The sequence below is a fragment of the Streptomyces sp. NPDC058534 genome (assembly GCF_042717365.1).
Taxonomy (GTDB): Bacteria; Actinomycetota; Actinomycetes; order Streptomycetales; family Streptomycetaceae; genus Streptomyces.
This window is the reverse complement of record NZ_JBHXNW010000104.1, coordinates 4,249-26,874: the sequence shown is the minus strand read 5'-3', so window position 1 is coordinate 26,874 and position 22,626 is coordinate 4,249. Positions and strand designations below refer to the sequence as shown.

The following is a 22,626-nucleotide window of genomic DNA, read 5'->3' as shown; positions in this document are numbered from 1 at the left end:
GTACAGCAACCGCCACTCGGCGCCCTCCGGCAGGGCCCGCAGCATCGGCAGCACCGGCGTGATGCCGATGCCGCCGGCGACGAAGACGTAGGAGGGCGCCCCGACCAGCGGGAAGCGGTTGCGCGGCCCGCGCACCTCCAGCTCCGTGCCCTCCTGCACCTGCGCGTGCACCTCGCGCGAACCGCCCCGCCCGTCCTCGGCCAGCCGCGTGGCGACGGTGTACGACGAGGTGTCCTCGGGGTCGCCGCACAGCGAGTACTGCCGCACCAGACCCGACGGCAGCACCAGGTCCAGATGCGCCCCCGGCTCCCAGCGCGGCAGGTCGTGACCCTCCAGGCGGATCCGGACCACCCCGTCGGCCACCAGCTCCCGCGAGGTGACCAGCAGCGTCAGCGCGCGGGAGCGCGGCCGCCCCGAGACCGGCGGATCCAGGGCGGGCATCGGCCACAGCGGCGAGCCCTTGATGCGGCGCCGCAGCGCGCGGCGGGCGACGAGCGCGGCACCGGCCGCGAGCAGCAGGGTCCTCGGCCCGGGGCTCATGCGGACGCCTCCTGGGACTTCTCGGCGGCCACGGCGGCGGGGGAGGCGGCGAGATAGGCCGCGGCCTGCTCGGTGGAGCCGAACTGGGACGGGTGGTAGTCGCGGCTCAGATAGCCCGGTATCGAGCGCAGTACGGCACCGGTGGCGGGCAGCAGGCCGCTGCGCCCGCGCCGGTGGAAGTCGCCGAAGGTGGCGCGGCCGTCGGTCAGCGTCGGGTCGTTCTCCATGAAGAACCGGGCCCCGCGCTGCCACAGGAACACCAGCGCGGTGAACGCGGTCGCCCAGGTGCGGACCCGCCGCGCGTACCCCCCGTCCAGGTGCTCGAAGAGGTCGAAGGCCACCGACCGGTGCTCGACCTCCTCGGCGCCGTGCCAGCGCAGCAGGTCCAGCATGGTCGGGTCGGCGCCGTGCCGGTCGAGCGCCTCGGCGTTGAGCACCCAGTCGCCGAGGAACGCCGTGTAGTGCTCGATGGCCGCGATCAGCGCCACCCGCTCCATCAGCCACCAGCGGCGCGGCCGGCCCGGCGGCAGGGTGCGGTCGCCGAGCAGCTTCTCGAAGAGCCAGTCGACCTGCGCGGTGTACGGCGTCGGGTCGAGCCCCTGGTCCCGCAGGTGCGGCAGCACCTCGTCGTGGGCCTGGGAGTGCATCGCCTCCTGCCCGATGAACCCGATGACGTCCTCGCGCAGCCGCTCGTCCCGGATGAACGGCAGCACCTGCTTGTAGACGTGCACGAACCAGCGTTCCCCGGCGGGCAGCAGCAGGTGCAGCACGTTGATGGTGTGCGTCGTGAACGGGTCCCCCGGCACCCAGTGCAGCGGGGTGTCCTCCCAGGCGAAGGACACCTTGCGGGCCTTGAGCGGGACATGCGTGTGAGACATGGCGTCAATGTACTGACGGGTAAGGGCTCAGGGAACCCTTGTGCGGCCACTTGTTGACGCGAACGTCAGCAGGCGTTGGTGTGGGTGCCTAGCGCAGCCCGCCGATGGTCCGGCCGCCCTCCAGCGTGCCCTTCAGCTCGGCGCGGGCACCCTGCTCGGCCTTCGCCGTCAGCAGCTTTCCGTCCGCGGAGTCGCTGATGCCGCCCGTCGCCTCGATCGACTCGGTGCCGCGGCTGCCCGCGGCGAGCAGGTACCAGTGCCCACCCGCCGACTTCCAGAGCACGCCGGCCAGTACGTGCGGGTCGCGCTCGCCGCAGGCCGGCACGTCCTGCGCCTTCGCCGCCACCGCCCCCTGCGTGCTGCCCGGCGTGCGGAACTGGGCCAGCACCCGGGCCCCGTCGCCGCGCCAGGTCTCGGCCCGCGTGCACACCCAGGCGCCCGACCCGGTCGAGTCGGGCAGCGGCTGCTTCGCGAACGCCCAGGCGTTCACCGACCGCACCCCCTGCCCGCGCACCGCGCCCAGCGAGCAGGCGTACGGCGCCCAGGTGCGCAGCGCCTTCGTGCCCGAGGTGTCCTTCGCCGAGCCGGGACGGCCGGTGGTGAGGCGGGCCGGGACCAGCTCGCCGAGGTCGGACACCACGCGGGTGTCCGAGCCGTCGGTCAGCTCCAGCACGTTCCAGGACGTGCAGGCGCCCGACTGCTGCCGCACCGGGCTGGCCAGCGGCGCGGTCACACCGTCGGTGAGCGCCAGCTCCCTCGCCCCGGCGTCCGGCCTGCCGAGATCCCGCCCGGCCGCCTTCGTCACCCAGGGCGCCGTCAGATAGCGGACGTTACCGTCGGCCCGGCCCAGGACCACCGCGGTCGCCCCGGCCCGGCCGGCCCCGTCGGTCCGCGCCAGGTCCAGGGCGGCACCGGCCGTGCCGTCCTTCGGCTCGGCGTACCGGACGACGCGCAGACCGTCGTGCAGGATCACCACGCGCGCGTTGTCGACGTCCCCCGCGTACAGCAGCTGCGGCGGCCCGGCCGGACCGCCGGTGGCGGTGCCCGACGTCGCGGACACCCCCACGCTCTCGCCGGGCCGCGCCCAGACGGCCAGGGCGCGGCGCAGCAGCTCCTCGTCACCGGTGCGGTCACCGCGCGCCGGCCACACCGAGAAGTCCGTGCGCGCGGACGTCTCCCACGCGGTGGGGGCGACCTTCGTGAGCCTGCCGGGATCGAGGGCCGCCTGGGCCGCCGGGTTCTGCGCGTACATCGGGGCGGCGGCACCGTCCGGTCCCCAGCCGTCGCCGGGCAGGCCCAGCAGCGTCCCGCACACCACCAGAGCCGCCCCGGCGACCAGCGCGGCCTTCGTGTGTCGGCGCCGGCGCATCAGATCCGTCGGCCGGGCCTGGAGGGAGCAGGGGTCGAACTCGGGGGAGCCGAGCAGCGCGTGCTCGCCCGGCATCGCGTCGGCCTCCCGCAGCGCGCCGTCCACGTCCTCGGCCCCGGCGGCCCGGAGCACCTGACGGACACCGTCCTCGGAGAGCCCTTCCAGGCCCCGCAGCACGTACGCCGCCCGGGCCGGCCCGGAGAGCGCGGACAGCCGCTGGTCCAGGGCGAGTTCGTCGGCGCCGCCGGACCGCGGGAAGAGCCTGAGGCCCCGGACGTGGGGCAGCAGGGGCGGCAGCTGGGCCCGCCTGGGCCAGGCGCGGCGACGCAGCGGAAGGCCCGCCTGCAGTGCCGTGCGGACGACCCGCAGGCGGACCAGGGCGTAGCCGGGGTCGACCTCCTGACCGGTCGACTGGGCCGGGATCACCGGGGTCGTCGTCCGGCTGCGGGGCAGCGCGCGCTGGGTGAGGGCGTGCGCGGTCAGGACACGGCGGCTGCGGCCGAGACCCGGCGGCAGCACCAGATAGGCCAGCCGGGCCAGGCGCGGATAGTGCTCGACGAGCGCCGCCTCGGCCTGCTCGACGTCGACGACCGGGTCGGCCGGAGGGGTTGAGGGCGGTGCGGGGCGCGGGGCGACATCCTGTGGCTGCACGCCCAGCAGAACGAGCCAACGGGGGGATGGTCACCGTACGGCCGTCACCGGGCGGGGGGCCCGGGGGCTACTCCTCCGGCTCCACCAGCAGCCGTGCGTAGTGGGCCATCGACCGCTGGTAGCGCGGGAGATGGGGCGCCAGGGCGCCGAGCACCAGGGACAGGCCCTCCCGGTCGCGGCCCATGCTCGACAGGCACAGCGCCAGCGCGGCCCGCACGGCGTCGTCCAACTCGTCCGAGGGCGCCACCAGTTCCGGCGAGAGCAGCATCACGCCCTCCTCCGGGTACCCGGTGTTGCGCAGGGAACTGGAGAGCTGGATCTTCGCCCGGCGCCCCTTGTAGGCGCTCGCGTCGCCCAGTCCGCGCTCCAGGGCCTCCCGGTACAGGGGCACGGCACGGTCGGAGTGGCCGGTGGAGTCCCAGGCGCAGGCCCTCTCGAACAGGCCGAGCGGACTGTCCGCAGGCAGCTCGTCGGCGAGGGTGTCGATCACCGCCCGGAACTCGGCGGCGTCGTCTTCGGTGTATGCGTCGAACGCCGTCCAAGCGGCACTCACGCGCTCTTCCCAGTCCTGGTCCACGGCGCCACTTTCGCACGGCTGCCACCAGAAGGTCACCCGCATCCCTGAATACTTCGCGCCCCGCGCCCGTACCGATGACCAGAGCCCTTGCCGGGGCTCCGTGCGGCATGTCGCCGGAACGGACCGGAGGAACACATGAGGCTGACCCGACCGATGCTCGCGCCGGCCGCCCTGGCGGCGGCATTGGCGCTGACGGGCTGCGGATCCGGCGGTGACGGCGAGGCCGCCGTGCCGGAGACGGCGACCGGCAGCCTGGAACACCTGGCCGCCGAGGCGAAGTGCGCCCCGAACATGCAGACCGACGCCGACACCATCCGTCAGGCCATCTGCGAGAAGGGCGACGAGAAGTACGTCCTCGCCACCTTCTCCACCGACCGCGGCCAGCGCGAATGGCTCAACACGGCCAAGGACTACGGCGGCTATTACCTGGTCGGCCGCAAGTGGGTCGCCGTCGGCCACGAGGACGTGGTCGCCGGCCTGCGCGGCAAGCTCGGCGGCACCCTGGAGCAGGGCACGCGGCACGGCGGCGGTACCCACTCGGGCGGCGGCGGCGAACACGCCGGGCACAGCGGCTGACCGCCCGGGGACACGGCGAAGAGGGCCGGCGGCGGGAGATCCGCCACCGCCCCTCTTGCCTGCTCACCCGGCTCCCGGTGGGACTACTGGCAGTCCTCACCGCTGTTGACGCAGTCGACCACCTCGTTCATCAGGTTCTCGTCCATGACGTTGATGAAGTCGTTGTGATCGGTGATCGGCTTGTGCAGCTGCTCCGGGAAGCTGTCCACGGCGTACGGATTCTGCACCTGGCCGTTCTCGACGGTCGGGGTGGGGATGTCGTACACCAGGCGGACCTGGAGCTGGGGGATGGCCTGGAAGCCGTTCGGGCAGCTGCCGTCCTGCTGGACGAACGCCATGTGGTCACGGTGGTTGGCGCTGTCGATGTTCTGCCCGTCCCAGCAGCTCTGGAAGTTGGACGTGCGCACCACCTGGCTGCCCTCGGGGCACAGCGGGTACTTGTCGGTGACCTGTCGGTCCTCGAAGCCGGTGCAGCTCCACGAACTGTTGGCGTTCGCGTCGCCGTTGGTGAGGGACTTGGCGTCACCGGTGATGATGCGCAGGAACTGCGGCATCGCGACCACGTCGCCCTGCTGGTTGCCGGCGAACTTCAGCTCCGCCTGGGCCGGCTTCAGGATCCTGCCGATGTTGCCCTCGGCGCCACCGCCCTGGTCGCCCGCGTCGAACTCCTCGGTACCGTCCTGGAGCCGCAGCACCGGCCAGTAGTAGGTGGACTTGTCGCCCTGGTTCTGGCACGAGGTGTCAGCGTTGGCCAGGTCCTCGTCGCTGGAGAAGGCGTCGTTGTCCTGGTTGCCGACGTAGTCGTGCACGTGGTGCGCGCCGTTGTCGACACCCGGGGCGGCGATCAGGTTGTCGCTGTTGAACAGGTTGTTCTCGTTGACGCCGCAGTCCGTGGTGAAGGAGCCGGTGGAACCGCTGTCGCCGTTGGCGGCCAGACCGTTCTGGCTGTCGCGGGTGCCCGGCTGGACGTCGTTGATGTCGATGAAGTCGTCGGCCACCGGACCCGCGGCACCGTTGCCGTTGTCGTCCTGGTTCTGGCCGCCGTCCTGACCGCCGTCCTGGCCCTGGCCGTTGTCCTGGCCCTGACCGTCGTCCTGGCCCTGGCCGCCGTTGTTCTGGTCGTCCTGGCCGTTCCCTTCGTCGCCGTTCCCGTTGCCGTCGTTCGGCTGGTCGACGCCCATGCCCCGGCACTCGGCGAAGCGGTCGAGCCCGCCGGGGGCTTCGCCGCCCACCCGCCGGATGTTGGTCCCGATCCGGTCGAGGGCGGCGGTCCGCTTGGACTGGAGCGGTCCGAGAATGGCGTTCTGGACGTAGCTCGCGTCCCCGGACTGCGCCTGGCGCGTCGACGCGAGGCGGGCGTAGGCCTCGGTGATCTGCTCGTCGAGCCGCGCCAGTTCCTTGTCGACCCCGGCCCGCGCTCCTCTCGGCACGTTGCGCAGTTTCTGGCCGACGTCCGGGCACTGGATCGTGGCGACCTGCGCCCCCGCGGACCTGGTGCGGTTGTCCGACGAGCCCGACTCGTGCGCCGAGGCGTAGAAGTTGGCCCAGACCAGCCCGCCCCCGCCGACCGCCAGGGCCGCCGCCCCGGCTACGACCTTGGTGGCCAGCGGCGAACGGCGTTTTCTTGTGTTGCGTCCCATGAGACTCCTCTGACTTCCTTGCGGGGCATCGAGGGCGCCCGACAGGAGTGAAGCGGCTCCCATGGATACGGAAGCCGCCGCAGGGGTGTTCACCCGTCACGGAGATCGCTGGGTCCCGTGGGACGCGTGAGAGTGGCGAAAGGGTCAGCGTCCGCGGTCCAGATAGGCGAGAACCGCCAGGACACGGCGGTTGTCGTCGTCCGAAACCTCAAGGCTCAACTTGGCGAAGATGTTCGCCGTGTGTTTCGCGATGGCCCGCTCCGTCACGACGAGCCGGCCGGCGATCGCCGCGTTGGTCCGGCCCTGCGCCATCAGCTCCAGCACCTCCCGCTCCCGGGGCGTCAGCCGCTCCAGCGGCCGGTCCTCCGCCGCACGCCGGCTGAGCAGCTGCTGGATGACCTGCGGGTCCATCGCCGTACCGCCCGCCGCCACGCGCCGCACGGCGTCCACGAACTGCTCGGCGTCGAACACCCGGTCCTTGAGCAGGTACCCCACCCCGCCGTTGCCGTCGGCCAGCAGCTCGCGCGCGTACAACTGCTCCACGTGCTGGGACAGCACCAGGACCGGCAGCCCGGGCCGGTCGCGGCGGGCCTGGAGGGCGCACTGCAGCCCCTCGTCGGTGAGCGTGGGCGGCAGCCGTACGTCGACCACCGCGACGTCCGGTTCCAGTTCGGCCAGGGCCCGGGACAGCTCGGGGCCGGTCTCGACGGCCGCGGCGATCTCGAAGTCGTGGGCTTCGAGGAGCCGGACCAGCCCGTCGCGCAGCAGGAACAGGTCTTCGGCCAGGACTACGCGCAAGGGATCTCCATGGTGACCATGGTGGGGCCGCCCGCGGGCGAGCTGACGGCCAGGACGCCGTCGAATGTACCGAGCCGTCGCTCCACCCCGGCCAGCCCCGATCCCGCTCCGATCACCGCACCGCCCTTGCCGTTGTCGGTGACGGTGACGCGCAGCCGTCCCTCGGTGTGGTGGATGTCGATCCAGAGCCGGTCGGCGCCGGAGTGCTTCACCGCGTTGGTGAGGACCTCGCTGACCGCGAAGTAGGCGGCGGCCTCCACCGGCGCCTCGGCGCGGCCGGGCAGGTCCACGTTCACCTCGGACGCGACGGGCAGCCGCAGCGCCAGGGCCCGTACGGCGTCGCCGAGACCCCGTTCGGCGAGCACCGGCGGGTGGATGCCCCGCACGAGTTCACGCAGCTCGGTCAGGGCCTCGGCGGAGGACTCGCGGGCCTGCGCGAGCAGTTCCCGGGCCTTGGCCGGGTCCTTCTCCAGCAGCGTCTCGATGGTGCCGAGGTCCATGCCCATGGCGACCAGCCGGGCCTGCGCCCCGTCGTGCAGGTCCCGCTCGATGCGGCGCAGTTCGGCGGCGGAGGTGTCCACCGCGTCGCGACGGGTCTCGGTCAGTACCCGCACCCGCTCGGCCAGTTCCCCCTGGCCGGAGCCGAGCACCGCGCCGGTGAGCCGGAAGTGGGCGTGCAGCAGGAGCGGGGTGAGCCGGAAGGCGGCGGCCAGGAGCACCGCCCCCAGTGCCGCGGCGTAGAGGGCGGAGGTCTGGTCGGTGACCCGGACGAAGCCGTACCAGTACCCCTCGGGCAGCACCCGCCACAGCCCGGCGGCGATCGCGAGGCCCTCCAGCGGGTAGACCGCCAGCGCGAAGGCCAGCAGCGCGGTGACGAAGCCCGCCGTCATGTCGACCGGCAGCCACCGGACGTCCCGCCAGGTCGCCGGGTCACGGAGCATCCCGAAGGTGCGCGCCCACGGGTTGGCGTCCTCGGGCAGCGGCCGGTACGTCCGCGGGATCCGCACCCCGCCCCACCGGGCGGCGAGCAGCCGGCGCCAGTCCGCGAACGCCCGTACCCCCGTCAGCACCCACGGCGTGGTGACGATGCCGACGCCGATCGGGACGAGGGCGACGGACACCAGCGTCAGGCAGAAGCACAGCACAGCGCCGGGCAGGGCGACCAGGGCCACCGCGAGTCCCCGCACGGCCGACAGGGCCACGCCCCGGGTGCGTGCCGTGCGGTTCCCGCTCTTCGTCTCGATGCTCATGCCGTCAGTCTTCCGGAGGCGGCGGCGCCGGTCACTGGGCCGGGCACCCCGGTCAGAGGGTGGTGCCAGGTACACCTCCGCCGGGCCCGTCCGCCGCGGCGAGGATCTTCGCCTCCGTCTCCGGGTCCAGACCGACCGGCGGGCGGTCGGGGCGATGGGGGGCCGTGCCGCCGATGTCGCGCAGCCAGGCCCAGGTGTCGGCGACGGTGTCCTCGGCCGGCCGGCAGCGCAGGCCCGTCGCCAGGGCCCGGGAGACGTCCGCGCTCTGCACGGCGTCGTGCAGCTCGGTGCCCGGCGGCGTCCACACCGGCAGCCGGCTCCAGGGCTCGACACCGGCGGCGAGCAGGGTGCCGGGGTCGGTCCAGCGCAGCTCCGCCGCGCCGCCCGTGATCCGCACGCAGGCTTCGAGCAGGGCGCCCATGGTGGTGTGCCCCGGCGGGGAGACCAGGTTGTACGGTCCGCTCAGCTCCCGCTCGACCGCGCCGAGCACCCAGTCGGCGAGGTCACGGACGTCGACGTACTGGAGGGGCAGGTCGTGCGGGCCGGGCGCGAGGACCGGGCCGCCGCGCGCGACACGGTCCAGCCACCAGGGGAGGCGGCCGATGTTCTCGTACGGGCCGAGGATCAGCCCGGCCCTGACGAGTACCAAGCGGTCCGCGCCGAAGGCGTCCGACACGGCCAGTTCGGCGCCGCGCTTGTCCCGGGCGTAGTCGAGCTGCACGGCTTCCGCCGAGGCGCCCTCGACCAGCGGCGCCTCCTCGTCGTACCCGGCGGGCGGGGCCCAGGCGTACACCGAGCAGCTCGACACGTACACGTACCGGCCGACGCGCTCCCGCAGCAGCCGCGCCGTGTCCCGTACCGCGTGGGGCGCCGCCGACCAGGTGTCGACGACGGCGTCCCAGGAGCCGTCGGCCAGGGCGGAGAGCCCGTCGGGCGCGGTGCGGTCACCGTGCAGTGCCCGCACCCCGGGCGGCGGCGCGTGCCGCCCGCGGTGGAAGACGGTCACCTCCCAGCCGCGCCCGAGCGCCTCCTCCACCACGGCCCGCCCCACGAACTCCGTACCGCCCAGCACCAGTAGCCTCATGCGCCCACGGTGCCCGGCCCGCCGCCCGGAGGGAACGGTCCTCTGCCGACAGCAGACGCTCAGCGTCCCGTGGGCGGCGTGTACTTGTAGCCGACGCGCCGCACGGTCTGGATGGTCTGCCGGTGCGCCGCGCCGAGCTTGCGCCGCAGCCGGGCCACGTGCACGTCGACGGTGCGGCCGTCGCCCACGTGTCCGTAGCCCCAGACCGTGGTGACCAGCTGGTCGCGGGTGTGCACCCGGTGCGGATGCGTCACGAGGTGGGCGAGCAGCTCGAACTCCAGGTACGTCAGGTCGAGTTCCTGTCCGTCCACGGCCGCGGTGCGCCGCGCGGCGTCGATCCGGACGAGCGCGTCGCCGTCCTCCGCGTCCGGCCGGGACGGCACACCCGTCGGGCCGGCGTCGCGCGGGAACGGCGGCTGCTGGTCGGCCGGGACGAGCACCAGGTAGCCGACCATCGGCGGGCGGCCCGGCAGCGACGGCAGGGCGTGCGGGGGTGCGGGCAGCCAGGTGGCGCCCGGCGGCAGCAGGTCCGCGACGTCCACCACTTCGGCCCGGTCGACGGCGCGCAGCCGGTGCCGTGGGCCGCCGGAGCCGGGCAGGCCGATGGTGGGGCCGCCGGCGTGGGTGGGGGAGTCGACGGGGACGGTGGACAGGGAACGGGTGGTCGCCATGAGACGTCAGCTCTTTCGCGCGAGAAGTTCGTCGGAAGGGGCGACGGGCGCGAGTTCATGGTCGGGCGCGTCGCGGGACGTACGTCGTGCGCGCCGGCCGAAGGCCTGGGGTGTAGGGCTTTCTAGCGGGCCGGCGCGGTCATCGCGCGGCAACACACCCGGTCGAAGTCGTCGTGCTGACGGGAAGGCCAGAAGGGCTCGAGGTCATGGCGACCCGTCGCTGCGTACTTCCGGAAGCCGACCATGGGCCCATTGAAGCAGACGGCGGCGTCGGACAGGAGACTCCTCTCACTGCGTGGACGCGGACTGGCGTGAAGTACTCCCCGGCCGGATCATCCCTCCAGTCGACTGCGCCAGTTCAGCGGGGTGACGGTGATGGCCCGGCCCGGATCGCCGTCCCACTCCGTGGACAGCCCGGACCCGGCGAACGCGGCCACGACCTCCCGCCCCGAACGGACTTGGGCTGACAACGCGAAGGGGCGTCCACCGTCGCGGTGGACGCCCCTCGGGAGCGGGTGGGGCCGGGATCAGACCTGGCCGGCCTTCTCCAGCGCCGCGCAGCAGGTGTCGACGAGCAGGCGGGTCACCACGTACGGGTCGACGTTGGCGTTGGGACGGCGGTCCTCGATGTAGCCCTTGCCGTCCTTCTCTACCTGCCACGGGATGCGCACCGAGGCACCGCGGTCGGAGACGCCGTAGGAGTACTCGTTCCACGGGGCGGTCTCGTGCAGGCCGGTCAGGCGGTCGTCGATGCCGGCGCCGTAGTGCTTGACGTGGTCCATCGGCTTGGAGCCCTCGCCGAGCGACTCGGCGGCGGTGATGATCGCGTCGTAGCCTTCGCGCATCGCCCTGGTGGAGAAGTTGGTGTGCGCGCCCGCGCCGTTCCAGTCGCCCTTGACCGGCTTGGGGTCGAGGGTGGCGGAGACCTCGAAGTCCTCGGCGGTGCGGTAGAGCAGCCAGCGGGCCACCCACAGCTGGTCGGAGACCTCCAGCGGCGCCAGCGGGCCGACCTGGAACTCCCACTGGCCGGGCATGACCTCGGCGTTGATGCCGGAGATGCCGAGACCGGCCTTCAGGCAGTTCTCCAGGTGCGCCTCGACGACGTCACGGCCGAAGATCTCGTCCGAGCCCACACCGCAGTAGTAGCCGCCCTGCGCGGCCGGGAAGCCGCCCTCGGGGAAGCCGAGCGGGCGGGCGCCCTTGAAGAAGGTGTACTCCTGCTCGATGCCGAAGATCGGCTCCTGGGCCGCGAACCGCTCGGACAGCTCGGCCAGCGCGGCGCGCGTGTTGGACGGGTGCGGCGTCATGTCCGTGTCCAGGACCTCGCACAGCACCAGGACGTCGTCGCCGCCGCGGAGCGGGTCGGGGCAGGAGAAGACCGGCTTGAGCACGCAGTCCGAGGAACTGCCCTCGGCCTGGTTGGTGGAGGAGCCGTCGAAGCCCCAGATCGGCAGGGCGTCGAGACCGGCGGGGGCACCCGTGATGATCTTCGTCTTGGAACGGAGCTTGGCCGTCGGCTCGGTGCCGTCGATCCAGATGTACTCAGCCTTGAAGGTCACGGGGCCACATCCTTCGGGGTGGGTCTACGGGCGCACTTGCGGGTGCTGCGGCGCTGCGGCACTGGGGCGCCGCCTCTACTGCGGAGCAGCGTGTCAACAGGCGATTTCCCGACCGTTGCCCATGTGTGAACCCCGTGTTACCTGGGGTCGGTGTGGTCCGTCTCTCACGGTGCGCGCCCGTCCTCGGCCGCCGCCTCGCGCACGCCGGCCAGGAAGGACCGGATCGCCGCCGTCTCCCGCTCGTCGTATCCGCGCAGCAGTTCCACCGCGCGCCCGATCAGCGGGCCGAAGTGGGCCCGGCCGAGGGCGACGGCCCGTTCGTCGACCTCGACGGTGACCCGGCGCCGGTCGCGTCCGTCGCGCACCCGTCGCACGTGGCCGGCCTTCTCCAGCCGGTCCACCAGGGCCGTCGTCCCCGCCGAGTTCAGCCCGAGCGCGGCGCCGAGGCGTCCGGCGGTCATCTCCTCGCCCGCCCGCGAGGCGTCCATCAGCGCGATGAGGGCGCGGACGTCGGTGGGGTGCATGCCGTTGCGCTGCGCGAACCGCGTGCTGTGCGCGCCCAGTTCGACCGCGACCGCGCGCAGCAGGTGGACGGTCTCCATCTCCGGTCCCTCATCGGGCATCGGTCTTCCTCTCCGGTTCCCCGGCTCTCCGGCTCTCCGGGCTATTATCTCGTCCGACGTGTATCTCGCTCGGCGAGATAGTATCGGAAACCTCGGAGAGTCTCGGAAGAGTCAGGGGGCACCGCTCATGAGCGCGCGCGGTTCGTACGACGCCGGCCGTTTCCACGACGCCTACGACAAGGTCATGGCCAAGTGGCCGCCCGGGCGCGAGTCGGTGACCGTACCGACGCCCTTCGGCGAGACGTACGTCAATGTGACCGGCCCGGCCGACGGCCCGCCGCTCGTCCTGCTGCCGGGCGGCGGCGAGGCGACCTCCGCCTCCTGGTACGCCCAGGCGACCGAGCTGTCCCGCACCCACCGGGTCCACGCCGTCGACCTGATCGGCGCCCCCGGCCGCAGCACGCCGGCCGGCGACCGCCACCCCCGCACGGTCGCCGACCTGACCGGCTGGCTGGACGCCCTCCTCGACGGCATCGGCATCCAGGCGGCCGCCCTCGGCGGGCACTCCTACGGCGCCTGGATCGCCCTGTCCTATGCCTTGCACGCACCCGACCGGGTACGCCGCCTGTTCCTCCTGGACCCGACCCAGTGCTTCGCCGGGTTCAAGGCGGCCTACCTGCTGCGCGCGGCGCCGGTGCTGCTGCGGCCGACTCCGCGCCGGACGCGCGCCTTCCTGGACTGGGAGACCGGTGCGACCCCGCTCGACCCCGACTGGCTCGCCCTCCAGGAGGCGGCCGTCGGCTTCCCCGCCCGCCGTCCGGTGACCGGACCGCGTCCGGCGCCCGACGCACTGCGCGGCCTGGACGTGCCGGTCCTGCTGCTCCTGGCCGGGAACAGCAGGACCCAAGACCCCGCCGAGGTGGCGGCCCGGGCGCGGGAGCTGCTGCCGCGCGTGGAGGTGGCCGTCCTGCCGGACGTGTCCCACCACGCGCTGCCGCAGGCCGCGCCGCCCGGACTGGACCGCCGCCTCAGCGACTTCCTCGCCGGGCCGGGTGACTGAGCCTCACCCGACCTTCTCGATCAGCGCCCGCCGGATCACGAACTTGCCCTCCTCCCGGACCTGTTCGAACGCGGCGTTGTTCAGCAGCGCGCAGCTGCCCGAGACCGAGTTCACCTCCACCGTCGTGGACTTGTTGTTGTCGAGGTTGGTCACCTTGAGCTGGGTGCCCACGGGGAACTGGTTGCTGGAGGCGGCGGGCGCGCCGCCCTCGCCGGAGAGGGTGACGGTGGAGCCGTTGCACACCTGCTCACCCGCCTGCGCGCCACCGCCCGCCTGGTCCCCGGCCTGCTCCTCCCCGGCCTGCTGGCCGGCGCCCTGCCCGGCTTCCTCGCCCGCCCCTCGCCTGCGTCCTGGCCGGCTTCCTGCCCGGCCTGCGGGGGCTGCGTCGCCTGGGAGTCCTGAGCCGACTCCCCGGCCGTGCATCCCGAGGCCTCCTGCTTGCGCTCGATCTCCGCGATGACGGCCTCGCGGTTGGCGATCCGGGCCTCCGACTGCGCGTCGGGATTGGCCCGCTGGCCGTCGATGAACCGCTGGTTGTTGCCGAGCGCGGTGGCCAGACCCTGGCAGACGGTCGAGTCCTGCGCGGCCTTGGTCTGCGCGTTCTGGTCGGTCTGCGCGGCGTTCGACGCGTTCGCCATCATGAAGGCCCCGCCGCCCGCCACCGCCGCGGCGCTGACCAGCAGCGCGATCTTCTTCTTCGTGCCGAGAGTTCTCCTGCGCGACATGCGCGCCTCCTGAAGGGATAGGGGAGCGTACGCCGCTATGTACGAGATACCGAACGCGGTTACTCAGCAGTCACGCCGATTCGCACACGTAACCTGCGTCACAGGCCGCCCTGTTCGTGCGCCAGCGCGTCGCGCACCGCCTCGTCGGTGCGGCCCACCACGGCGGTTCCGTCGGTCGCCGTGATGATCGGGCGCTGGATCAGCTTGGGGTGCCCGGCGAGCGCGGTGATCCAGCGGTCGCGTGACGCCTCGTCACGGGGCCAGTCCTTGAGGCCCAGTTCCTTGGCGGCGGCCTCCTGGGTGCGGGTGATGTCCCAGGGTTCGAGGCCGAGGCGGACGAGCACCTGACGGATCTCGTCCTCGGTCGGTACGTCCTCCAGGTAGCGGCGGACGGTGTAGTCGGCGCCCTCCGCGTCGAGCAGGCTGATCGCGCTGCGGCACTTCGAACAGGCCGGATTGATCCAGATCTCCATGCCCGACACCGTAGCCCGAGGGCTTCCGAAACCCGTTCTCCCCGTCCGTCACACCAACCCCGAAAGCCCTTGTGGCCAGGGGCTTTTGTCAGTGGGGGGCGGTAAAATTGAAGCAGTGTTCGAGGGTGTCGCCGGGTGGTCCGGACGGCGCCCTGACCGCGACAGGAGGATGCCCGTGCCCGCTGCCGCACTGAAGTCGAAGCCGTTGCCCACCCAGTCCACCGCCAAGCGGCCCGTCCAGCTCGACCTGCCGTACGCACCCGTGGAGAAGCGTCCGCTGCCGGCCGGCCGCCCCCGCGAGTGGTACGTCACGCACAACCGCCGGCTCAAGGCGATGCGGCTCGCCATCGCCCTGCTCGACTCCGGCGTCTACCTGCCGAACCAGGCGCGCAACGAGAGGATACGGAGCGCTGCGCGGACGATCGGTGTTCACCCGCCGTCGGACACCACGTGCCACATGGTGCGGGCGTTGATGCGGTACTCGCGGTGAGCGGGCGCCGGGCGCCGTTCGTCTGTGCGGTGCCCGGCGTTGTCGTCTCTGGGGGGCTGCCGCCCCCCAGCCCCCCCGCTTTCGGCCTGAACGACCTCGTCCTCAAACGCCGGACGGGCTGAGAGTGCCCGGCACTGAAGAGTACGCCCTACGCCGACAGCTCCCGCTCCAGCGGCGTCCGGAAGCGCGGTGTGATCCGGGTCGTGCCCACCCACGACCCCAGCCGCTCCGCCTCCGCCCCGATCGCGGACTCCGCCTCCCGGCCGACGCCCGTGCCGTCGAGCACCCGCCAGACGATCTCGCCGTCGGGCCGCTGGGCCCAGCCGCCGATGACGCGGCCGTTCCACCACACCGTCGGCCCCACGTTCCCGCTTCTGTCGAACAGCGCAGGCCGCAGCTCGGGGGCGAGGTACCAGTCCCGTTCCCGCCAGCCCATCGCCGTCGGGTCGAGGCCGGGCAGCAGCGCCGCCCACGGCTCGGCCGGGCCGGCCAGCGGGCCGGCGTCACCGGCGGCGACGTACCCCGTGCCCTCGTCCAGCGACACCGCCTCCGCGCCGATCGCGGCCAGCGCCCGGCGCACCTCCGTCACCCGCCACCCCGTCCACCACTTGAGGTCGTCCTCGGTCGCCGGCCCGCACGCCCCCAGCCACCGGCGCAACAGCTCCGCCTGCGCCTCGCCCGGATCCAGCTCGGGATGCTCGGGTGCCGGCGCCCAGCGGAACTGGCTGGACGTCCAAGACCCCAGCGGCCGGCCCCGGACGACCTTGCCCTCCACGCCCAGCACTCTCAGCAAGCGGGTGGAGACGGTGTGCACGCCCTCGTAGCTCTTCCCGGCCGCGTACACGAACTGCTCCTTGAGGCGCGGCTCGTCCCGGGCCAGCTCGGCCGCCGTGGCCTGGCCGCGCCGGGCCAGCGTGGACAGGGCCGACTCCTCGACCTCCGTCAGCCAGGCCGCGTCCGGCGCCCCGGCCACCGCCATGTCCTTGAGCAGCGCGGCCCGCTCCCGGGCGGCGACGGTGCGGCCGGTCGAGGCGTGCACGACCGCGGTCAGCTCCGTCGGGAACACGAACACGGTGTGCCGCATGCCGTGCATCCGGACCAGCGTCCCGTCCTCGTACAGCGCCCGTTCCGTCCCGCCCACGGTCTTCGCCGCGTCCGCCAGCCGTGCGCCCACGGCCAGGTGCACGGTGGCGGGGTCCGTGCCGTGCAGCGCGACCAGTGCGCCGGCGACCTCCTCAGGGCTCCCCGCGCGTGCCGCCGCGGTCAGCCGCTGCCGCAGGGCCAGCCGCTCCCGCCGCTCCGCCGCCCCGATGTGCCGCCGCCCGTCGTCGCCCATGCCCGGCCCTCCGCCCGTCCGTGAAGAAGCGTCCTCGTACGGCCATCCTGCCCGGCCCCACTGACAGCGGCCCGCCCGCGAGACTCACAGCCCGGCACGCCGCACACCGGGAAGGCGCGTCAGACAGGCCCTAGGTGTATTGACTCGCAGGGTTGTTCACGCGGCTGATCGGTGGGTGGCCGCCGAGTGCGGTGTGGCAGCGGTGGTGGTTGTAGGTGTGCAGGAAGTCTGTCAGGGCTGCTGTTCGTTCGGTGTTGCTGGTGTAGGGCCGCAGGTAGGCCCACTCGTCGAGCAGGGTGCGGTTGAAGCGTTCGACCTTGCCGTTGGTCTGCGGGCGGTAGGCGCGGGTGAGCTTGCGGCTCGCGCCGAGGTCGGTCAGGGCGTCGCGCCAGGCGAAGCTCTTGCGGTAGGGCCAGGCGTTGTCGGTCAGGACGCGCTCGATGCGGTCGATGCCGTGGGCGGTGAAGAAGGCTGCGGCCCGGCGGAGGAAGGCGGCGCAGGTGGCGGCCTTCTCGTCGTCGTGGATTTCGCTGTAGGCGAGGCGGGTGTGGTCGTCGACGGCGGAGTGGATGTAGTCGAAGCCCATGTTGCTGCGGGTGGCGCGGCCGGCTTGGCGGCCCAGGACCTTGTGGCCGCCGCCGTCGGGGATCCGGCCGAGTTTCTTGACGTCGACGTGGACCAGTTCGCCGGGCCGGTCGCGTTCATAGCGACGGATGACCTGCCCGGTGGGCCGGTCCAGGAAGGCCAGACGGTGCAGGCCGTGGCGGGTCAGGATCCGGTGCACTGTGGAGGCGGGCAGGCCCAGGATCGGGCCGATGCGGGCGGGCCCGAGCTTGCGGTCCCGGCGGAGGCTGCATACCTGGGCCTCGGTCGCCGCCGGTGTGCGGTGCGGTGTCGTCAGGGGCCGGCTCGAGCGGTCGTGCAGCCCGTGTTCGCCTTCCGCCCGCCAGCGGCGGACCCACTTGTGGGCCGTGACGCGTGAGATGCCCATCTCGGCTGCGACGTGCGCGATGGGGCGGCCGGTGCGGACACGCTCGATGAGCAGCCGCCTGCCGTGAACGGTCAGCCGGGCATTACGGTGGGACACGAAGACCTCCGTGCGGTGCGTTCCTAGACAGCTCCACCACACCGGAGGTCTTCGCCATGATCAAGCCCGCTCGGCGTTAACAACGCTCATGATCAATACACCTAGGGCACCCGGAAGTTGATGTACCCCAGCAGGACGATCACTGCGGCCACGCAGCCGAGCACCACCACGGTGGACACCCACGACGACCGGCGCCGCGAGCCCACGTGGTCGGAGTCGCCGCGGAAGGGGACCGGTCCGGGAGGGTTCTCCTTCCAGCGCGCGGCGAGCATCCGGGCGCGCGCGGAGGGCTCCTTGTGCTCGGCACCGTCCGCCCACTTGATGTCGAACTCGCGTTCCTCGTCCCGATCGGACATGTCCGGTCCCTCTCCCCGTCCCCTGAAACTCGAACAATCGTGTTAGTAAACATGATCCCGGGCCCGACTCCCCCTGTGAAGCTTTTCCGCCAACGACGACACCCCCGCCCCTGACGAGCAGAGGACGGGGGCGCCGGACGAACCCGGGGCGAAGCGGGCGTCGATCACACGTCGAAGTACAGCTCGATATACCTTCTGACCTGCATAGATGCCCTTCTGGTAGGCGGGTCGGTGCACCATCGGGACACATGGCTGGGAAAGGAAGGCGCTGCCTGGGCCTGCCGATCGTCCAGGGGCGCCTGTAACCGGGCTATGCCTTGTCCGAAGGCGGCGGCTCGCCAGTCGCGTCAGCCAGCAGACGATCCCCATCCGCCGGGAGATCTCTGAGTGCCCTACCAGGCGGCCTTGGCGCACGGTGAGTCGCTGTCGGGGACGACCCTGATGCGGGCGTCCTCCAGACGGATGCTTGTCTCTTGGTTGGCGGCGGGATCCCAGAACTCGACCCGGTCACCGGATTGCCCAAAGATCACTACTGGACTGCCGTGGGGAGGCGGGGTCCCGTAGTACGGCGCTTCGCGGGAGGCTGGCTCCACGCACGCGTACTCGGCGCTGACACCGAAGTACTCCGGGATGTTGTGGCCGGCTGCGGCGAGCGCGCGGTTCTCCGCGCCGCTGCTCGCCGCCGTGTGGAGGATGAGCAGGCTGAACGCTGTTCCCATGCCGATGCCCAAAGTCATCGCGGGCGCCCAGGACAGCCATGGTCCCCGCACTCGCAGGGAGGGGGCGAGGAAGCGCATCCACCCCAGGTACGCCACTGGCAGCAGCGCGGCCGCGACGAACACGCACAGCATCCAGAGCCCCGCCTGAATATTGCCCAGCCCGTCACTCCCCAGCGTGGGGCGCACCCCGAACGGCGACAGGTAAGCCCGCTGGACGAGTGTCCCGAGCCATGGCACCAAGGGGACTGCGAGGGGCACGGCCAGCGGGACGAGCCACGGAAGCGCGCGATGCGTGGGGGTGCTCCGCACCGCCAGAAGTGTTCCGCCCAGCAGATAGCTTCCGGCGAGGATCAAGAGTGGACCGCCAACTCGTGGGCTGTCCGCGCCAATTGCGGGCCAGAGACCGGCGCCGAGCAAGCAGATCGCTGTCGTGGTGAAGATGAGCGTCAGGAAAGCCAGGATGTGCTGGCCCCGGGACACCGAGGGGCTGCTGACCTCGTGGACTTCTGGGTCCAGCTGCCGCAATGCCAGGGAGTGGTGCGACAACTCTGCCCGAGCGGTGCGTCGGGTAAGGGCCAGGCGGCGCGGCCGGGGCTCGTCGAGCCCGGTCGGGACGCGGACCAGCCGGACAGTGCCCGCATGCAGATCGTGCTCGCCGGTCCGGACGGCGAGGTGGAGCGCGTGGCGGATCCGTCGACTCACCGGTTTCCGCCTGCCCCGCAGGTGCCACTCGATCTGTGGTCGCTGGACGCGCTCCACGAGGGTGGCATCGCGGCAGTGCAGGGAGAGCTCGGCGTTCTGCGCCAGCGTGTCCAAGGTTGCGACCGCCTGTTCGACTGCTGTTTCGCGAACCCCGCGGATCCGGATCTCGATCACGCGCAGCGTCCAGTTTGCGTCTGTGGTCACCGTGGTTTCCCCGGCCAGCGGCTCGCGTATGGGCCAGCCCATCGTGTCGCACACTTGCTGGAGCAGGTCCAGTTCCTCAGGGCGGTCCAGGACCTCGGCAACGACGTGGACACGGCGGTTGAAGGGCAGCCCGGCTGGGGCCGCAGGGACCGGGTCGGGCTGGGGGGCGGAACTCTGCCGGGCGGGGCCCGATGCGGTATATGACGTGCTCATGGGTGGATTGTGCCGTCACAACCTGGTGCACTTTCCTTGGTGAGACGCTGCATTCACTCTCTGAGCTGGGAATTCACAGAACTCCGGACAGAGCGGAGGGCGGCCACACCGGTTCGTCCAGGGGAAGCAGGGCGGATGACGTTCAGAGCCTGCGAGCGCGGTTCAGCAGGGTGCTGGGCCAGTGGCCCATCGTCCGGCACGGCCGGGAGGGTGATCCGGCGGCAGGGGCTGGAGGCGATCACCTTGTCGTCAACAGCCGCCGTCATGACACACACGAGGACGTCGTAGACGTTCCGCACGCTGCCGGGGCCGAGCCGGTCGGAGAGGGCCGCGCGCAGGCGGAGGACCCGCGCGACCACACCCACATCTCAGTCCCCCCAGCCGGTAGGTGAACGGCCCATCGAGCGCGGGCGTCTCCGGTAGCCGGGCCGGACCTCAGCGACGACACACGAGGATGCCGCCCCGGCACGTGACATCGAACGCTCCGTTCTGGGCGATGTCATCGGTGAGCATCGTGCGGGCCCGGTCGAGCGTGGCCTCGAAGGGCACGTCGTGCTGGTCCGCCCAGGCTCGGTAGGAGGCCATGTGAGCGATGACGGGCTCGGGATCGCGGACGGTGATGGTGCCGGGCAACTCGGTGGTCTCCACCCGGCTGAACTCCTCACCGAGGAAGGCCGGGGCCTTTTCCAGGGAGAAGCGGGCGCTGAGCGAGATCCGTTTGGGGCCGCGTCCGATGCCGAGGACGTCGCCTGCGGCCCGCTGCCACAGGTCGTCGAGTTCGGCCTTGTCCTGGTCGCTGTTGGTGGAGGCGATCACCAGCCCGTCGCGGGTAACGACCCGGGCCAGTTCCTTGACCGCCTGTCCGATGTCGGGGACGTGGTACAGCATGTGCAGCGCCAGGGCAGCGTCCACGCTCCCCGTAGCCAGCGGTAGGCGGGTGGCATCCGCAACAGCGACTGGGCCGGTGACCCCGGCGAGAATTCCGGGGGCGACGTCCATGCCGAGTAGGTCCAGGTCAGGCCGGTCCTGGCGGAGCCGCTGAATGAACTTACCGTTGCCACAGCCGACATCGACCACGCGCCCGCGTACGTTGCTCAGCTGCCCGACGACGATGCCGGGCAGGTCGTAGCGAGGCGTCTGCCACTGATAGAGCGACTGGCGGGCGGCCAGATCCCGATCGCTGCTGTAGGCGCTTTCGGCCAAGCGACCCCGGTCGGTGACCGCGGCGTCGTGGGCGGCGGACAGGTCGGTCACGTCGGCAACTCCGGAGGGTGGGCGGCGGGCAAGGAGGCACGGACGGCCGTGTGCTGGAGTCGTTCACGCAGGTTTGCGGCTTGCGCGGCTCCACCGTACTGCGGCTCTTCCAGCTCCCGTCCTAGAACGATGAGTCGGCGCACGATGCTGGCTGACATGCGTTCCGGCGAGGCGATGAGGACGAAGCCGAGCACCTCCTCGGCACCGTCCAGATCGCCCAGGAGCAGATGCCCATGGGTGAGGTCGAGGTGCGAGGCAAAGAGGTCTCCCACGGATTGGTCATCATCCTCCGCGTTGCGATAAAGCCGGATCGCCGCCTCCGCGCTGACGAGGGCCTTTCGAACGCGCTCCGGCCCGCCGACGGCCAGAAGGGCCGTCCCGGCATACGCGAACTGCTTGGCAACAGGGAAGTCGAAGACTCCCGGCGCCTCATCTCGACCCGCGAACGCCTCACGAGACCGTTCGGCGTCCGACAGGGCAGCGAGCGCACCTGCCGAGTCTCCGAGTATTGCCAACGCCCGCCCCTCCAGACTCGCCAACCGTGCGCCGATGCTGCCGCTCGCCTGGTGTCGGCGGCCGGCCTGTGCCAGCTGGGCCGCTTGCGCGTACCGCCCTGTCCAGTACGCGATCAACGACTCCACGGCCCGGACCCAGGCCAGCATTCCTTCGTGCCCGGCCGCCTCAGCACAGGCACGTGCGGTACGGGCGTGAGTGGCGGCGGAGTCGTAGTCACCGAGGTCGAGGCAGACGTGCGCGGACAGGCCGCAGAGGCGAGAGGCAGAGAGGTAGAGATCGCTGGTCTGCCGGGGGTGCTGACGCCCGCGCAGCAGCTCGAACACCCCGTCCCTCAACCGCTTGATCTCGACGTACTGCTCCATCAACGGGTGGCTGACGTACGTACGAGCGAGTCGGCCCACGTCCGCCTCCAACTGCTCCACGACGAACTCGTCGGCGTTGCGCTGCGCGATGAAGCGGGCGAAGTCGGCCGAACGCACCGCGTCCTCCGACAGCCGATCACCGCAGGCAAGAGAAGTCTCGGGCACCGGCGCTGGTGGCGCGATCTCGCCCACGCCAGCTCCATCCTTCGTCCCCTTGCTGATGGCCACTGCCTCGTCGAGCAGGACGACATCGACGCCGAAGACCTGCGCCAGGTATCTCCGGGCATAGGGAATGGGGATCCGCGCCTCGCGCTCGTAGCGTCCTATCTCCTTGCCGGTCTTCGCAGAGCGCCCCTCCAGGGTGTTGTACTCGTCAGCGACCCTTTGCTGGCTCCAGCCGCGCGCGGTGCGCAGCCGGACGAGCAAGGCGCCGATCCCGGTGTCACCCATGCCGTCCCCCAGGAACACGTGACCTCTGGCCCCCATAGTGGCCCCCGTCTTGGCCCCCACGCTGGCTCCCGACCCAAATGAGTCGAGGCGATTTGCTGTTGTCCATGGCAAGCAGATCCACCAACAAGGCGAACAACGCCGCTCAGGACCTCCTTCCGGTCACCGGGCGGCACCGCACCGTGCTCTTCCCCCGCCGCCGAACCACGCCGCGCACCGCTCGCAACTTCGTCGTCGCCACGCTGACCGAGTGGGGCGAGACGAGCCGCCTGGACGACATGCGGCTGTGTACCTCGGAGCTCGTCAGCAACGCAGTGCTGCACGGGGCGCCCATGGGCCGCCTCATCCTCGTGCGTGTCGAGTCACTGAATGACCGCCTGCGCATCGAGGTGCACGACGGCGGCGACAGCACCGTGACACAGCGGGTTCCCGATGAGTCCCCCGTGCCCGCGCGCGCGGCGAGGTACTGAGGCCGCCACGCCGCCACCCGCGGGGGGGGAGGTGGAGATCTCGCCGCGGGCAGAGG

Annotated in this window: 23 protein-coding genes and 3 pseudogenes; 5 read left to right on the top strand and 21 right to left on the bottom strand. The window is 72.0% G+C overall.

The genetic code is table 11. From position 1 onward, the window contains the following. The 4 genes from ACFWR9_RS38790 to ACFWR9_RS38775 form a co-directional block, all read right to left on the bottom strand. Nucleotides 1-540 (bottom strand): ferredoxin reductase (locus tag ACFWR9_RS38790; RefSeq protein WP_383851257.1); only part of this gene is annotated, 540 nt, incomplete at its 3' end. Beyond that, complete coding sequence (locus tag ACFWR9_RS38785) at nucleotides 537-1,418, bottom strand: metal-dependent hydrolase (RefSeq protein WP_383851254.1); 882 nt, start codon at nucleotides 1,416-1,418, stop codon at nucleotides 537-539. The genes ACFWR9_RS38785 and ACFWR9_RS38790, both read right to left, overlap by 4 nt. An 88-nt stretch (nucleotides 1,419-1,506) precedes the next feature. After that, entirely contained in the window at nucleotides 1,507-3,438 is a 1,932-nt protein-coding gene (locus ACFWR9_RS38780; RefSeq protein ID WP_383851251.1) for a hypothetical protein, read from the bottom strand. A gap of 67 nt (nucleotides 3,439-3,505) precedes the next feature. After that, nucleotides 3,506-4,057, bottom strand: coding sequence for a tetratricopeptide repeat protein (locus ACFWR9_RS38775; RefSeq protein ID WP_383851249.1), 552 nt, complete (start codon nucleotides 4,055-4,057; stop codon nucleotides 3,506-3,508). 93 nt (nucleotides 4,058-4,150) lie between these two features. Between ACFWR9_RS38775 and ACFWR9_RS38770 the strand changes: the two genes are divergently transcribed. Then, nucleotides 4,151-4,591, top strand: coding sequence for a hypothetical protein (locus tag ACFWR9_RS38770; protein WP_383851246.1), 441 nt, complete (start codon nucleotides 4,151-4,153; stop codon nucleotides 4,589-4,591). 83 nt (nucleotides 4,592-4,674) lie between these two features. Here the strand turns inward: ACFWR9_RS38770 and ACFWR9_RS38765 are convergent, their stop codons facing one another. The 8 genes and pseudogenes from ACFWR9_RS38765 to ACFWR9_RS38730 form a co-directional block, all read right to left on the bottom strand. Continuing rightward, nucleotides 4,675-6,231: a DUF1996 domain-containing protein gene (locus tag ACFWR9_RS38765; protein ID WP_383851244.1), complete on the bottom strand. Its 1,557-nt coding sequence runs from the start codon at nucleotides 6,229-6,231 to the stop codon at nucleotides 4,675-4,677. 144 nt (nucleotides 6,232-6,375) lie between these two features. Further along, on the bottom strand, nucleotides 6,376-7,029 hold the full coding sequence (locus tag ACFWR9_RS38760) for a LuxR C-terminal-related transcriptional regulator (RefSeq protein ID WP_383851241.1): 654 nt from the start codon (nucleotides 7,027-7,029) through the stop codon (nucleotides 6,376-6,378). After that, nucleotides 7,020-8,279 (bottom strand): sensor histidine kinase, encoded by a 1,260-nt coding sequence (locus ACFWR9_RS38755; protein WP_383851238.1) that lies wholly within the window; start codon nucleotides 8,277-8,279, stop codon nucleotides 7,020-7,022. The genes ACFWR9_RS38760 and ACFWR9_RS38755 overlap by 10 nt, the downstream gene beginning before the upstream one ends. Before the next feature lie 52 nt (nucleotides 8,280-8,331). Continuing rightward, the gene (locus ACFWR9_RS38750) at nucleotides 8,332-9,363 is read right to left on the bottom strand and encodes an SDR family oxidoreductase (protein ID WP_383851235.1); all 1,032 of its coding nucleotides are present in this window, start codon (nucleotides 9,361-9,363) and stop codon (nucleotides 8,332-8,334) included. Between the two features lie 59 nt (nucleotides 9,364-9,422). Continuing rightward, nucleotides 9,423-10,034 carry a winged helix-turn-helix domain-containing protein gene (locus ACFWR9_RS38745; protein ID WP_383851232.1) on the bottom strand — a complete coding sequence of 204 codons (612 nt, stop codon included), beginning with the start codon at nucleotides 10,032-10,034 and terminating at the stop codon, nucleotides 9,423-9,425. A gap of 332 nt (nucleotides 10,035-10,366) precedes the next feature. Continuing rightward, nucleotides 10,367-10,483, bottom strand: a pseudogene (locus tag ACFWR9_RS38740) (DUF6891 domain-containing protein); the annotation flags it as partial. Nucleotides 10,484-10,561: 78 nt separating this feature from the next. Beyond that, a complete protein-coding gene (gene glnII, locus ACFWR9_RS38735; RefSeq protein ID WP_383851230.1) occupies nucleotides 10,562-11,593 on the bottom strand; it encodes a glutamine synthetase in 1,032 nt (343 codons plus the stop codon). Between the two features lie 164 nt (nucleotides 11,594-11,757). Then, a complete protein-coding gene (locus ACFWR9_RS38730; RefSeq protein ID WP_383851227.1) occupies nucleotides 11,758-12,216 on the bottom strand; it encodes a MarR family transcriptional regulator in 459 nt (152 codons plus the stop codon). 127 nt (nucleotides 12,217-12,343) lie between these two features. Between ACFWR9_RS38730 and ACFWR9_RS38725 the strand changes: the two genes are divergently transcribed. Next, nucleotides 12,344-13,216: an alpha/beta fold hydrolase gene (locus ACFWR9_RS38725; protein WP_383851225.1), complete on the top strand. Its 873-nt coding sequence runs from the start codon at nucleotides 12,344-12,346 to the stop codon at nucleotides 13,214-13,216. Between the two features lie 3 nt (nucleotides 13,217-13,219). On the opposite strand, the pseudogene ACFWR9_RS38720 reads toward ACFWR9_RS38725, so the two are convergent. Beyond that, nucleotides 13,220-13,773, bottom strand: a pseudogene (locus ACFWR9_RS38720) (hypothetical protein). Between ACFWR9_RS38720 and ACFWR9_RS38715 the strand changes: the two are divergent. Further along, nucleotides 13,655-13,954 carry a hypothetical protein gene (locus tag ACFWR9_RS38715; protein WP_383851260.1) on the top strand — a complete coding sequence of 100 codons (300 nt, stop codon included), beginning with the start codon at nucleotides 13,655-13,657 and terminating at the stop codon, nucleotides 13,952-13,954. The pseudogene ACFWR9_RS38720 and the gene ACFWR9_RS38715 sit on opposite strands and share 119 nt — an antisense overlap. An 85-nt stretch (nucleotides 13,955-14,039) precedes the next feature. On the opposite strand, the gene ACFWR9_RS38710 is transcribed toward ACFWR9_RS38715, so the two are convergent. Beyond that, nucleotides 14,040-14,414, bottom strand: a complete 375-nt coding sequence (locus ACFWR9_RS38710; RefSeq protein WP_383851222.1) for an arsenate reductase family protein — start codon at nucleotides 14,412-14,414, stop codon at nucleotides 14,040-14,042. Between the two features lie 175 nt (nucleotides 14,415-14,589). On the opposite strand from ACFWR9_RS38710, the gene ACFWR9_RS38705 reads away from it, so the two are divergent. After that, nucleotides 14,590-14,904, top strand: coding sequence for a hypothetical protein (locus ACFWR9_RS38705; protein WP_383851219.1), 315 nt, complete (start codon nucleotides 14,590-14,592; stop codon nucleotides 14,902-14,904). Nucleotides 14,905-15,052: 148 nt separating this feature from the next. Here the strand turns inward: ACFWR9_RS38705 and ACFWR9_RS38700 are convergent, their stop codons facing one another. The 7 genes and pseudogenes from ACFWR9_RS38700 to ACFWR9_RS38670 form a co-directional block, all read right to left on the bottom strand. Then, the gene (locus ACFWR9_RS38700) at nucleotides 15,053-16,240 is read right to left on the bottom strand and encodes a winged helix DNA-binding domain-containing protein (RefSeq protein ID WP_383851216.1); all 1,188 of its coding nucleotides are present in this window, start codon (nucleotides 16,238-16,240) and stop codon (nucleotides 15,053-15,055) included. Between the two features lie 130 nt (nucleotides 16,241-16,370). Next, complete coding sequence (locus ACFWR9_RS38695) at nucleotides 16,371-17,327, bottom strand: IS481 family transposase (RefSeq protein WP_383851213.1); 957 nt, start codon at nucleotides 17,325-17,327, stop codon at nucleotides 16,371-16,373. 101 nt (nucleotides 17,328-17,428) lie between these two features. Beyond that, entirely contained in the window at nucleotides 17,429-17,683 is a 255-nt protein-coding gene (locus ACFWR9_RS38690; RefSeq protein WP_383851210.1) for a hypothetical protein, read from the bottom strand. Between the two features lie 392 nt (nucleotides 17,684-18,075). After that, nucleotides 18,076-19,521, bottom strand: a complete 1,446-nt coding sequence (locus ACFWR9_RS38685; protein ID WP_383851208.1) for a hypothetical protein — start codon at nucleotides 19,519-19,521, stop codon at nucleotides 18,076-18,078. Between the two features lie 188 nt (nucleotides 19,522-19,709). Beyond that, nucleotides 19,710-19,850 (bottom strand): annotated as a pseudogene (locus tag ACFWR9_RS38680) (site-specific integrase); the annotation flags it as partial. Between the two features lie 106 nt (nucleotides 19,851-19,956). Continuing rightward, entirely contained in the window at nucleotides 19,957-20,775 is an 819-nt protein-coding gene (locus ACFWR9_RS38675) for a class I SAM-dependent methyltransferase (protein WP_383851205.1), read from the bottom strand. Next, nucleotides 20,772-22,103: a helix-turn-helix domain-containing protein gene (locus ACFWR9_RS38670; protein ID WP_383851202.1), complete on the bottom strand. Its 1,332-nt coding sequence runs from the start codon at nucleotides 22,101-22,103 to the stop codon at nucleotides 20,772-20,774. Before ACFWR9_RS38670 ends, ACFWR9_RS38675 begins: the two co-directional genes overlap by 4 nt. Nucleotides 22,104-22,207: 104 nt before the next feature. Between ACFWR9_RS38670 and ACFWR9_RS38665 the strand changes: the two genes are divergently transcribed. Then, entirely contained in the window at nucleotides 22,208-22,570 is a 363-nt protein-coding gene (locus tag ACFWR9_RS38665) for an ATP-binding protein (protein WP_383851199.1), read from the top strand. Nucleotides 22,571-22,626 lie beyond the last annotated feature (56 nt).